Annotated in this window: 11 protein-coding genes; 8 read left to right on the top strand and 3 right to left on the bottom strand. The window is 63.0% G+C overall.

The genetic code is table 11. The annotated features are described in order from the left end of the window. Positions 1–84: 84 nt before the first annotated feature. Positions 85–528, top strand: coding sequence for a hypothetical protein (locus CXK91_RS15935; protein WP_103457087.1), 444 nt, complete (start codon positions 85–87; stop codon positions 526–528). Here CXK91_RS15935 and CXK91_RS15930 read toward each other — a convergent pair whose 3' ends face one another. After that, positions 529–1,437, bottom strand: coding sequence for an AEC family transporter (locus CXK91_RS15930; protein WP_103457086.1), 909 nt, complete (start codon positions 1,435–1,437; stop codon positions 529–531). Positions 1,438–1,613: 176 nt separating this feature from the next. Here CXK91_RS15930 and CXK91_RS15925 point away from each other — a divergent pair, with 176 nt between their 5' ends. Next, positions 1,614–2,819, top strand: coding sequence for a GGDEF domain-containing protein (locus CXK91_RS15925; protein ID WP_103457085.1), 1,206 nt, complete (start codon positions 1,614–1,616; stop codon positions 2,817–2,819). Between the two features lie 10 nt (positions 2,820–2,829). On the opposite strand, the gene CXK91_RS15920 is transcribed toward CXK91_RS15925, so the two are convergent. Next, entirely contained in the window at positions 2,830–3,231 is a 402-nt protein-coding gene (locus tag CXK91_RS15920) for an acyl-CoA thioesterase (protein WP_003282816.1), read from the bottom strand. Between the two features lie 223 nt (positions 3,232–3,454). Between CXK91_RS15920 and CXK91_RS15915 the strand changes: the two genes are divergently transcribed. From CXK91_RS15915 to phoU, 5 genes are all read left to right on the top strand, one after another. Further along, complete coding sequence (locus CXK91_RS15915; protein ID WP_103457084.1) at positions 3,455–4,420, top strand: PstS family phosphate ABC transporter substrate-binding protein; 966 nt, start codon at positions 3,455–3,457, stop codon at positions 4,418–4,420. Positions 4,421–4,583: 163 nt separating this feature from the next. Next, the gene (locus CXK91_RS15910) at positions 4,584–6,860 is read left to right on the top strand and encodes an ABC transporter permease subunit (protein ID WP_103457083.1); all 2,277 of its coding nucleotides are present in this window, start codon (positions 4,584–4,586) and stop codon (positions 6,858–6,860) included. 75 nt (positions 6,861–6,935) lie between these two features. Further along, positions 6,936–8,606 (top strand): phosphate ABC transporter permease PstA, encoded by a 1,671-nt coding sequence (gene pstA / locus CXK91_RS15905; protein ID WP_103457082.1) that lies wholly within the window; start codon positions 6,936–6,938, stop codon positions 8,604–8,606. Positions 8,607–8,707: 101 nt separating this feature from the next. Next, positions 8,708–9,535: a phosphate ABC transporter ATP-binding protein PstB gene (pstB, locus tag CXK91_RS15900; protein WP_103457081.1), complete on the top strand. Its 828-nt coding sequence runs from the start codon at positions 8,708–8,710 to the stop codon at positions 9,533–9,535. A gap of 194 nt (positions 9,536–9,729) precedes the next feature. Continuing rightward, positions 9,730–10,458 (top strand): phosphate signaling complex protein PhoU, encoded by a 729-nt coding sequence (phoU, locus tag CXK91_RS15895; RefSeq protein ID WP_103457080.1) that lies wholly within the window; start codon positions 9,730–9,732, stop codon positions 10,456–10,458. A gap of 197 nt (positions 10,459–10,655) precedes the next feature. Here the strand turns inward: phoU and CXK91_RS15890 are convergent, their stop codons facing one another. Beyond that, entirely contained in the window at positions 10,656–11,570 is a 915-nt protein-coding gene (locus CXK91_RS15890; protein ID WP_103457079.1) for a LysR family transcriptional regulator, read from the bottom strand. A 90-nt stretch (positions 11,571–11,660) separates the two neighbouring features. Between CXK91_RS15890 and CXK91_RS15885 the strand changes: the two genes are divergently transcribed. Then, positions 11,661–12,572 (top strand): DMT family transporter, encoded by a 912-nt coding sequence (locus tag CXK91_RS15885; protein ID WP_103457078.1) that lies wholly within the window; start codon positions 11,661–11,663, stop codon positions 12,570–12,572. The last annotated feature ends 1 nt before the right edge of the window (position 12,573 follow it).

Genomic DNA, 12,573 nt, shown 5'->3' with positions numbered 1-12,573 from the left:
CCTGTTTCGTGAAGCGGTTGTGCGTATGGCGCTCGGAATTCTGGTCCGATGCGCTTTCGCCAAAAGCCGACACCGGGACTTGCGATGAGAACGTTCTTCCTTCTGCTATGGGGCCTGCTCAGTCTGCTGATCAGCACTGCCGCCCTGCGTGAACTCTGGCTCGCGCCCTCCGCGGCAAGCGGTTTCGCGCTGCTGCTGGTGGTCTATTACATCGTCTGCTTCTTCCAGCTGATTCGTGCCGCCTACCTGCCGTGGGGGCTGATGGGGGCGTACCGGCGCAGCGGCTACTGGCTGTGCCTGATCCTGCTGCCGCTGACGCTTATCCCCCTGCACGCGGCCTATCAGATCTGGGAGCAGGGCGGCTACGTCGCGGTCGAAATATCCCGGCGTGCCGAATGGCTGCACCAGCTGCTCGGTTGGCTGCAGGATGCTCTCGGCTATCTCGGCCCGTTGCTGGTGCTCAGTGCCCTGGGTGTCGGCATGGCGTTGATGCTGCTGCGTCTGCTGCGGGGGCAGGTGGCACGCTGATCATCCATTCAGCAGCGTCAGCACCAGCGGCAGGCTCGCAGCAGCGAGCAGCGTCTGCAAGGTAATGATGCCGGCCATCAGGTGGCTGTCACCGCCGAGCTGGCGGGTCAGTACATACGCTGTGGGCGCGGTGGGCAGAGCGAAGAACAGCACCAGAATCGTGGTTTCCATGGCGGGCAAGCCAAGTGCCCGTGCCACGCCATAAGCCAGCAGCGGGACGGCCAGCAGGCGTATCGCGCTGTTCCAGCCCAGCGCCGGAATTTCTCCACTCAATTCCTGCGGTTTTAGCGCCGCGCCGACACAGAGCAGGCCCAGCGGCAGACTGGCGGCGGCCAGCAGGCTCAGCAGCCTGTCGGTCCCGCCGGGTAAACCCAGGCCTGAAAAGTTAACCAGCGCACCGGCAACACAGGCGAGGATCAGCGGATTCTTGGCGATGGGTAGCAGCAGCCCGCGCGCGCTGACGCCACGCTCGGCGGTCAGTGCCCAGACCGACATGACATTCACCGTTGGCACCATCAAGGCCAGCATCAACGCGGCCAGCGCCAATCCTTCCTTTCCGAACAGGCTACCCACCGCCGCAAGTCCGAGATAGGTATTGAAACGCAGCACGCCCTGGGTAATGGCCCCGAAGCGCCCGGCAGACCAGCCGCGCAGTCGCTTCATTAGCAGCAAGGCAATCCAGGCCAGCCCTAGCGCGAGCATCACCGCAGCGGCCAGGCGGGGCAACGCCGGGTTATCCAGGGGTGCCGTGGCCAGACTGCTGAACAGCAAGGCAGGAAAGAGGATGAAGTAGTTGATGCGCTCGGCCCCAGGCCAGAATTCGGCGCTAGGGAAGTCACGCAGGCGCAGAAAATAGCCAGCGACGATGAGGGCGAACAAAGGCCAGAGGGCAAGCAGGAGGGCGGTCACGGATACATCCAGCAGTGCATGTTCAGCGATATTCGATGCTGCAAACGCTCAGTGCAAGTGTTGCATCCAACCGGTACATCCGGAGTCGATGCATACGTCGGTCGGACCACGCTCAACTTGGTAGTGGCTCGGTGATATCATTCGGCTGCCGATACTGCGAGCCTCCAATGCGACACATGACTGATAACCCTTCCGTCGAGGACTTTCGCGATACGCCCTATGGCCAGCAGCTGCATGGCGGTTTCCGGCTGCTGCGCTTCGCGCCAGAACTGGAGAGGGAGTTCCGCCACTATCTGGATCGTCATGCACGCACCTCGCAACGCCTTGCCGCGCTGCTACTGATCCTCGCCGTGTCCGGTTACCTATATTGCGAGCATCGGTTTTTCAATCTCGTCGATACCGGCTGGCTGACGACCCTGACGCTGCTGCGCGTGCTGCAGATTCTTCCGGGCGTTGTCGTGCTGGTGCTGACGTTCCACAGCCGGAGGTTTCGCGCCCAGGCCAATCGCGTATTTCCGGTATTGCTGGTGACGGTTGGTATTCTCGCCGCGCTGATCGACATCCGTTTCGAAGCACTCGAGACCGAGCTGAACTTCCGCTACGGCGCCGGCCTGCTGATCGTCAGTTCGTTCTTCTTCCTCGGCGTGACCTTCTGGTGGGCGCTGCTGTGCGCCGTGTTGATCGTACTGGCGGATGTGTCCATTGCCAGCCTGATCTTGCCGGCCGAGCAGATGCCGGAGCACTGGATCGCCGTCAGCTACTACCTGCTGCTGCTGATCATCGGGGCCATCAGCCGTTACGTTCACGAGTACTCGCAGCGCGACCAGTTCCTGATGCGGCAGCTGCTGGGGTGGGTTGCCGAGCATGATGCGCTAAGTGGGCTGGCCAATCGGCGCAGTCATGACCGCGCACTGCCCCAGCGTATTGCCCAGGCCCGTCGAGACCGTTTGCCGTTGAGCTTGCTGTTGCTCGATCTGGATGACTTCAAGGCCTATAACGACACCTTCGGTCATCCAGCCGGAGATGCGTTGATCCGCACTTTCAGTGAGCTGCTCGGCACATTCGCGCGGCGGCCGCTGGATCACGTGGCTCGGGTCGGTGGTGAGGAGTTTGCATTGCTGCTGTACAACTGCGACAACGCCGCTGCGCAGCGGATTGCCCGACAGCTGATCACGGCGCTGGCAGCACTGGGTATCAAGCATCCCCATGATGCGGAGGCTCGGGTCGGAGTCAGTATCGGTATCGCGACGTTGCAGGACGCTCAGCCGGCCGAGCAGCTCTATCATTGCGCCGACACTGCACTGTATCGGGCCAAGGCGACCGGCAAGAACCGCTTCGCTGTTGCGCCCAGCCCCGCGTGCCGCGATCTGTCGCGCTACTAGCCGGCAGGGTTCAGCGGCGTGGCGGGACCGTACGCGTGCGACCGCTGCCGTCGATGGCGACGAAGACGAAAACGGCCTCGGTCACCTTGCGCCATTCGCTGGACAGCGGGTCGTCACTCCACACCTCGACCAGCATGCGGATCGAGCTGCGGCCGACCTCCAGCGTCTGGGTATAGAACGACAGCTGCGCGCCGACTGCCACCGGGACCATGAATGCCATGCGATCGATGGACACCGTAGCGACTCGCCCGGCGGCCACTCGGCTGGCCATCGCGGTGCCGGCCAGATCCATCTGGGAAACCAGCCAACCGCCGTATATATCACCGAAACCATTGGTTTCCCGCGGCAGCGCGGTGAGCTGCAGGGCCAGGTCGCCCTGTGGGATCGGATCTTCCTGTTCGTATTCTTTCATCGGTCGGACTCGCGGCTCGATTGTTGTTCTGGCGCGAAATGCCCGCGCTAGTGCGGGCGACGGCGCCGAGTATAGCGGCTGTACAGGCCGGCAGCGACCGCGGCAGGTCAATGGGTGGGTTCGTAATCAGATTGTCACACTTGCTTCATAGAGTGTTCACACGGCCTGCAGATACTGGCCCCCGTTCCAACACACTCGAGCACACACCTGCTAGGAGCAAGGTATGAAACTGAATCGTTTGATGGCGGCCCTGACCTTTGTAGCCGCTGGCGTGGGCGCCGCAAGCGCGGTCGCAGCTGTAGACCCGGCTCTGCCGAGCTACCAGAAGACCTCCGGCGTTTCCGGCAACCTGTCCAGCGTCGGTTCCGACTCCCTGGCCAACCTGATGACGCTGTGGGCTGAAGAGTTCAAGCGCAGCTACCCGAACGTCAACATTCAGATCCAGGCAGCCGGTTCCTCCACCGCGCCGCCCGCTCTGACCGAAGGCACCTCCAACATGGGCCCGATGAGCCGCCCGATGAAGGACAACGAGATTCAGGCCTTCGAAGAGAAGTATGGCTACAAGCCGACTGCCGTGCCGGTGGCCATCGACGCCCTGGCGGTGTTCGTGCACAAGGACAACCCGATCAAATCGCTGGATATCGAACAGGTCGACGCCATCTTCTCCAGCACCCGCCTGTGCGGTGGCGAGAAAGACATCAAGACCTGGGGTGATCTGGGCATGACCGGCGAGTGGGCAAGCAAGCCGATTCAGCTGTTCGGCCGTAACTCGGTATCCGGCACCTACGGCTACTTCAAGGAAGAAGCCCTGTGTAAAGGTGACTTCAAGTCCAACGTCAACGAGCAGCCGGGTTCGGCCTCGGTTGTGCAGTCGATCTCCAGCACCCTGAACGCCATCGGCTACTCAGGTATCGGCTACAAGACCTCCAGCGTCCGCGCCGTGCCCCTGTCCAAGGGTGGCGAGGCCTTCGAGGCGAATGAAGATAACGCCCTGGCCGGCAAGTTCCCGCTGGCGCGCTTCTTCTATGTCTACGTCAACAAGGCGCCGAACAAGCCGCTGAGCCCGCTGGATGCCGAGTTCCTCAAGCAGGTGCTTTCCAAGCAGGGTCAGGAAGTTGTGGTCAAGGATGGTTACATCCCGCTGCCGAAGAAGGTAGTCGACAAGACCATGCAGGAACTGGGTCTGTAAGACCCGGTTAAGGGCTAGCGACCTCAGCGCCGGCCCTGCGCCGATGCCCACCACGCGTTTCGCGCTGGTGGGCATCGGCGCGTCACCTGACTGTAATTTTTCTGTCACACAGCTTCATTAGATTAGGCGCCCCGAAGGGCCGCTCAGGCCCAGGAGCTCTGGCATGAACGACATGGAAAACATGACCGCGAATTCCGATGTGCAACGGCTGGACTTCAATACGCCAGCACTGCAGCGCAAGCGCCGTATCCGAGCGCTGAAAGACCATATGGCGCGTTGGTACGTGTCCATCGGTGGACTGGCGGTGTTGGGTGCTATCACCCTTATTTTCTTCTACCTGGCGCAAGTCGTAATGCCGATGTTCCAAGGCGCCGAGCTGGAAAGCCGTGCGCTTCAGCAGCCGGCCTGGTTGGCCGAAGCGGGTGAACCTCTGCTCTTGGCCATAGAGGAGCAGAACCAGGTTGTGCTTCGGCTGGGCAAAGACGGCCAGGTACGTTTCTTCGGACTTCGCGACGGCACGCTGCTGTCCAGCAAAGTCCTGCCGCTGCCGGAAGGCAGCCAGATTGCCTCGGTGGGCCAGGACACGCCTGGTACCCGTCGGTTGGTGCTGGGCCTGGACAACGGCCAGGCGCTGGTGGTGGAGCACAACTACAAGCTCACCTACCCGAATAACAAGAAGACCATCACTCCTGAACTGGCCTTCCCATTTGGTGAGGAGCCGCTACAGCTCGATCCGGAAGGGCGTGCCATCGACCGTGCGGCGATCAGCCTGAACGGCAAGACCCTGCTCGTTGCCGGCGCTACCGGCACTGCGCTGCATGCCCAGCGCATCGCCAGCAGCGAGAACCTGCTGACTGGTGAAGTGACACTCGAGCAGGAGCGCCTCAACCTGCCGCAGATGGCTGAACCGATTCGCCAGCTGTTGATCGACCCGCGCCACATGTGGCTCTACGCGATCAGTGGCAAGGCCAGTGCGGACGTCTTCGATCTGCGCCGCAAGCAGCTAAACGGCCGCTATAAGCTGGTCGGCGACGGCAGCGAGATCACCAGTGTGAGCCCGTTGCTGGGCGGTATCTCGCTGTTGATCGGCGACTCCAAAGGCACCATTGGCCAGTGGTTCATGGTGCGTGGTGCCGACGGAGAGGCCGAGCTGAAGAACGTGCGCAGCTTCAAGCTGGGCAGCAGTCCGATTCGCCAGCTTTTGCCGGAGGAGCGTCGCAAGGGATTCCTCGCGCTGGATGACAGCGGCACCCTAGGCATCTTCCACAGCACTGCACATCGCACGCTGGTCAAGGAACAGGTCGCCGACGGCGCCGCACTGGCCGCCATGTCGCCGCGGGCAACTCGTCTGCTGATCGAATCGAGCCAGGGCCTGCAGCGGTTCGTGATCGACAATCCACATCCGGAAATCTCCTGGAGCGCCCTGTGGGGCAAGGTCTGGTACGAGAGCTATCCGGAACCTGACTACGTCTGGCAGTCCACCTCGGCCAACAGCGACTTCGAGCCCAAGCTGAGCCTCGCGCCGCTGGCCTTCGGTACGCTCAAGGCAGCCTTCTACGCGATGCTACTGGCAGCACCACTGGCCATCTGCGCGGCGTTCTACACCGCTTATTTCATGGCACCCAGGCTGCGCAGCAAGGTCAAGCCGATAATCGAGTTGATGGAAGCCCTGCCGACGGTGATTCTCGGCTTCTTCGCCGGCCTGTTCCTCGCCCCATTTCTGGAGAATCACCTGCCGGGCATCTTCAGCCTGCTATTGCTGATGCCGGTGGGCATTCTCTTCGCCGCCTGGACCTGGAGCCGCCTGCCGCAGGGTGTACGCCTGGCCGTGCCGGATGGCTGGGAAGCTGTACTGCTGATCCCGGTGATCCTGCTGATCGGCTACGGCTCGCTGGAAATCAGCGGCCATCTGGAGAACTGGTTCTTCGGCGGTGACATGCGCATGTGGCTGTCCAACGACATGGGCATCCCGTTCGATCAGCGCAACGCCCTGGTTATCGGCCTGGCGATGGGATTCGCGGTGATCCCGACGATCTACTCGATCGCCGAAGATGCCGTGTTCAGCGTACCGCGTAGCCTCACCCTGGGCTCCCTGGCGCTTGGCGCAACGCCCTGGCAGACGCTGACCCGCGTCGTGCTGCTGACTGCCAGTCCGGGCATTTTCTCGGCGCTGATGATCGGCATGGGCCGCGCCGTAGGCGAAACCATGATCGTGCTGATGGCCACCGGCAACACGCCGATCATGGAAGCGAACATCTTCGAAGGCATGCGCACCCTGGCGGCCAACGTTGCAGTGGAAATGCCCGAGTCCGAGGTAGGTGGCACCCATTACCGCGTGCTGTTCCTCGCCGCGTTGGTGCTGCTGATGTTCACGTTCGTGATGAACACCCTGGCCGAACTGATTCGCCAGCGCCTGCGCGGCAAGTACGCCAGCCTGTAAACAAGGTCCGCCTGCGGGCGGGCGATAACGCGGTCGTTAGCGGCCGCGACGAGACTTCGGAAAAGGTATCGATCCGTGAAAAAGGATTCGCTGAACACCTGGGTCAAGAGCGGCACACCCTGGATATGGATGAACGCCGGCGCGGTGTCCATCGCAGTGATCATGACCCTGGGTCTGCTGGCGATAATCGCCGTACGCGGTCTGGCGCATTTCTGGCCAGCCGACGTGATCGTTGCCGACTACAGCATGCCCGGCGCCGAGATGCGTGTGCTGGCCGGCGAGGTGGTGCAGGCCGAGGAAGTGCCGCGCGCACGTCTGGCTGCCAGTGGGCTGCCGGTTAACGTCGAGGGTGGCGAGTTCATGACTCGCGAGTTGCTCAAGGTGGGCAACCGCGACGTCTATGGGGCGGACTTCTCTTGGGTCGTCGGTGAGTGGCTGAGCAATCAGCGGCGGCCTGCCGACCTGATGGTGCTAGAGCGTCGTGAGTGGGGCAATTTCTATGGCTATCTGCTCAATGTAAAAGAAGCCGGTCAGCTGGTTGCCGAGGGCGAGGGCGCCTGGGGTGAACTGCAGCGCCGCATCGACCGCGTCGACGACCTGCACGGCGGAATCGCGCGCATCGAGAAGGTCGATATCGGCCGTATCAACCACGGCATGGAGCGCCTGCGCCTGAAGGCCCGTCAGCTTGAATTGAACGACAAGCTGGACGCTGCTGCTCAGGCCGAGCTGGATGCTGAGCGCGCCTATTGGGACGCCGAGTATCGCGTGCTGGAAGAGAAGCTGGTTACCCTGCAACAGGCGTTCAACCGCGACAGCATTACCGTGCGCACTGCCGATGGCCGGGAGCAGGAAATTACCTTGGGTAAGGTCGTCCGCGCCTTCCAGCCCAACGCCATGTCGACCCTGGACAAGGTGTTTTTCTACTTCGCCAAGCTTTGGGAGTTCGTCAGCGACGAACCACGTGAGGCCAATACCGAGGGCGGCGTGTTCCCGGCGATCTTCGGTACGGTGCTCATGACATTGATCATGGCGGTGATCGTCACCCCGTTCGGTGTCATCGCGGCCGTCTATCTGCGCGAATACGCCAAGCAGGGCCTGCTCACCCGCATCATTCGCATCGCGGTGAACAACCTCGCCGGCGTGCCGTCGATCGTCTACGGCGTATTCGGCCTGGGTTTCTTCGTCTACGTGCTGGGTGGCTCGCTGGACCGACTGTTCTACCCAGAAGCCGCGCCGGCACCGGTATTTGGTACGCCGGGCCTGATGTGGGCCTCGCTGACCCTGGCCATCCTGACCCTGCCAGTGGTGATCGTAGCCACCGAGGAAGGCCTGGCGCGCATCCCGCGGATGATCCGTGAAGGCTCGCTGGCGCTCGGTGCCACGAAGTCCGAGACACTGTGGAAGGTCGTGCTGCCGATGGCCAGCCCGGCGATGATGACTGGCCTGATTCTCGCAGTGGCCCGCGCTGCCGGTGAAGTCGCGCCGCTGATGCTGGTCGGTGTGGTCAAGCTGGCACCGAACCTGCCGCTTAATGGCAACTACCCTTACCTGCATCTGGACCAGAAGATCATGCACCTGGGGTTCCATATCTACGACGTCGGCTTCCAGAGCCCCAACGTCGAGGCGGCGCGACCGCTGGTATACGCCACGGCGCTGCTGCTGGTACTGGTGATCGCCACGCTCAATTTCAGCGCGATCTACATTCGCAACCACCTGCGCGAGAAGTACAAGGCGCTGGATCACTAATTGAAGCGGCAAGCTTCAAGCCACGCCTCCAGAGGGATGAGGCGCCGGCCTGGACTTGCAGCCTGTAGCTTGCAGCTGGCAGCTGCGAACGGAGCGAGCACATGCAAACCAACACGCATTCCATCGACATCTCGGCCCTGGGTCGCGACAAGCGCAGCCTGAACCTGGCCAAAGAGCCGGTAGCCATCGAAGTCCCTGATCTGAGCCTGTACTACGGCCAGAAGCAGGCGCTGTTCAACGTCAGCATGAACATCCCGCGCCAGCGCGTGACCGCCTTCATCGGTCCGTCCGGCTGCGGCAAGTCGACCCTGCTGCGTTGCTTCAACCGCATGAACGATCTGGTGGACGGCTGCCGTATCGAAGGCGCAATCAACCTCGACGGCCACAACATCTACCGCAAGGGCGAGGACGTGGCCGACCTGCGTCGTCGCGTCGGCATGGTGTTCCAGAAGCCCAACCCGTTCCCCAAGAGCATCTACGAGAACGTCGTCTACGGTCTGCGTATCCAGGGCATCAAGCAGAAGCGCGTGCTCGACGAAACCGTCGAATGGGCACTCAAGGGCGCCGCGCTTTGGGAAGAAGTGAAGGATCGTCTGCACGAATCGGCACTCGGCCTCTCCGGTGGTCAACAGCAACGCCTGGTGATCGCCCGCACCATTGCCGTGCAGCCGGAAGTGCTGCTGCTCGATGAGCCCAGTTCGGCCCTCGATCCGATCTCCTCGCTCAAGGTCGAAGAGCTGATCTACGAACTCAAGGCCAAGTACACCATCGTCATCGTCACCCACAACATGCAGCAGGCCGCGCGGGTGTCCGACTACACGGCGTTCATGTATATGGGCAAACTCATCGAGTACGGCGACACCGATACGCTGTTCACCAACCCGGCCAAGAAGCAGACGGAAGACTACATCACCGGCCGCTACGGCTAGTCTGGTCATGCCGTTCGGTCGGTACGAGGCAGCGGCGTAGGGTGGGCTTCAGCCCCACCGGATTCGCGCCCGAGGCGGGTAAGGCCACCCGCGGACCTCGTTTGTACTGCCTGCGCGCCGCCTCCTGGCGCAGCACGATTTGCCAAAGGCCGGACCGTCCGGCGAGAGAACAACCGTTTCGCAAGGGTTCGCACATGATCAGCAAAGACAGCCATACCCAACACATCTCCCAGCAGTTCAACGCCGAGCTCGAGGAGGTGCGTAGCCACCTGCTGGCCATGGGCGGGCTGGTAGAGAAGCAAGTCAACGACGCGGTAACCGCACTGATCCAGGCCGATTCTGGCCTCGCTCAGCAGGTGCGCGACGTGGATGACCAGATCAATCAGATGGAGCGCAATATCGACGAGGAATGCGTACGCATTCTCGCTCGACGCCAGCCGGCGGCCTCTGACCTACGGTTGATCATCAGTATTTCCAAGTCGGTGATCGACCTAGAACGCATCGGTGACGAGGCGACCAAGATCGCCCGCCGCGCCATCCAGCTGTGCGAGGAAGGCGAGTCGCCCAAGGGCTACGTCGAAGTGCGGCATATCGGTGATCAGGTGCGCAAGATGGTGCAGGAGGCGCTCGACGCCTTCGCCCGTTTCGATGCCGATCTGGCGCTGTCGGTGGCGCAGTACGACAAGACCGTCGACCGGGAATACAAGACCGCCCTGCGCGAACTGGTCACCTACATGATGGAAGACCCGCGCTCGATCTCCCGCGTGCTTAGCGTGATCTGGGCGCTGCGCTCGCTGGAGCGCATCGGCGACCACGCACGCAACATCGCCGAACTGGTGATCTACCTGGTGCGCGGCACCGACGTGCGCCACCTCGGCCTGGCGCGCATGGCCGAGGAAGTGGAAGGCACCAAAGAGCGCTGATCCGGGCAGAACCGTAGGGGGGCTGAAGCCCACCCTACGCGGGCCGTTCGTTTGCTGATACGCATCGGTCAGGTGTGGTATCGCCGAGCGGGCGCTCTGATTCGTGCGCGGCACCGCTGTCCGCCATTCAGGCCACTGATCTGCGCTACCAAGACCAGCAGATGCGTATCCCCCATCGGCGCTCGGTTGGATGCAGCTCAAGTGGGGATCAGCGCCTCGCTGAGATAGTCGATGAGAGCCCGCGTCTTCGGAGGCAGGTGGTGATTCTGTCGCCACAGCAGCCAGGCCGCGCCCTGGTAGGAGCCGGTGTAGCGCCACTCGGGCAGCACTTCGCGCAGTCGCTCCTCGGCCAGTGCCTGGGCGGCGGTGAAGTGCGGCAGGCACGTGATGCCCAGATGCGCCAGCGCTACCTGCCGCCGCGCTTCGCTATGGTTGCTGATATAACGGCCACGCACGGTCACTGTTTCTTGCTGGTCCCCGCGGCGCAGGTGCCAGCGATTGTCCCCGGCACTTTCCCCAAGATGCAGACAGCTGTGGCGCAGCAGGTCCTGCGGATGCTGCGGCTCGCCGTGACGTTGCAGGTAGTCGGGGCTCGCGCAAAGCAGCTGGCGCACCGGCCCGAGCGGTTTGCCGGCCAGGCCTTCGGACGGGTTGTCGGTGACTTGCACCAGCAGATCGAAACCGTCCTCGATCAGGTCCGGGCTCTGGTCGCTGATCCGCAGCTGTACATCGACTTCGGGATAGCGCTGCAGAAAGGCCGGTATCAACGGCCCGACGACGAACTTGCCATAGGCCTTGGGCACGCTCAGGCGCACCAGCCCGCGCGGGCTGCGCATCAGCCGTTCGCCAATGGCGACGGCGGCATCGGCCGCATCGAGCATGCTCCGGCAGTGCTGGTAGAACTCCGCCCCGGCCTCGTTCAGCCGCAACTGGCGTGTCGTGCGTTCCAGCAGGCGCAGCGCCAGGGCCTGCTCCAGCCGCGCCACCTGGCGGCTCACCGCCGACGGTGTGCTGCCCAGCAGGCGCGCGGCGCCGGAGAAGCTGCCGGCCTCGACCACCCGCACGAACACGGCCATATAGGGCAACAGGGCTGCGCTGTCATTCGTTCCCATGCGGAACAGGTCCTGTGCTGTTTCGCTAGATTATCGACCGCGGCGACAGGCCCGACAATCAGCGCCTGATCGTTGGTGCGGGGCTCGAGCATGAAAGGTACGTTGAGACAGGGGCTGTGGCTGGCCGATGGGATGCTGCTGACGGTGGCGCTGATCTGGGGCAGCAGCTATGCGGTGGCCAAGCAGGCGCTGCTGTTCTATCCGGTGCTGGGTTTTCTGGCGATCCGCTTCGGCCTGACCTTTGTCCTGCTGCTGCCGCAACTGCGTGGCGCCGGTCGCCGGGCGCTGCGTCCCGGCCTGCCGTTGGGGCTGGTGATGCTGGCGATCTTTCTCTGCGAGACCTGGGGCGTGATGCTGACCAGCGCCAGCAATGCGGCGTTTCTGATCAGCCTGTGCGTGGTGATCACGCCATTCATGGAATGGCTGCTGCTGCGCCAGCGGCCGCACAGCTCATTGTTCATCGCCTGCGCGCTGTCGCTGGCGGGCGTCTGGCTGCTGACCGGCGGCCCGCAGCTGTCGCTCAATCTCGGCGATGCGCTGATGCTCGCAGCGGCATTGCTACGTGCCGTACTGGTCTGCCTGACCCGGCGACTGACGGCGGGCCAGGCGATTCCAGCGTTGGCGCTGACTGCGGTGCAGAGCGGGGTCGTGGCAAGCGGCTGCATCCTGCTCGGCTTGTCTCTACCGGGCGAGCTACCCGCGTTGCCGTCGGAACCGGCGTTTTGGTTCGCGGCGCTGTATCTGGTGCTGTTCGCCACGCTGTTCGCCATGTTCGCGCAAAACCGCGCGCTGGCGCGCAGTAGCGCGACGAGGGTGTCGTTGCTGATGGGTTCCGAACCGCTGTTCGGCGCGATCATCGCCGGTCTCTGGCTGGGTGAACGGCTGGGGCCGATGGGTTGGGCAGGTGGTTTGCTGATCATGCTGGCGACGCTGTGCTCGTTGCGCATCGGTCGTCAGTCGGCATCGTCCATGCAGGGCGATGGCGTGCCGGTCCGCGCCTAGC

It is taken from the genome of Stutzerimonas stutzeri (genome assembly GCF_002909485.1).
GTDB classification, from domain to species: Bacteria; Pseudomonadota; Gammaproteobacteria; order Pseudomonadales; family Pseudomonadaceae; genus Stutzerimonas; species Stutzerimonas stutzeri_AH.
Note: the sequence above shows the minus strand (reverse complement) of the source record. Positions and strands in the feature narration are given on the sequence as shown.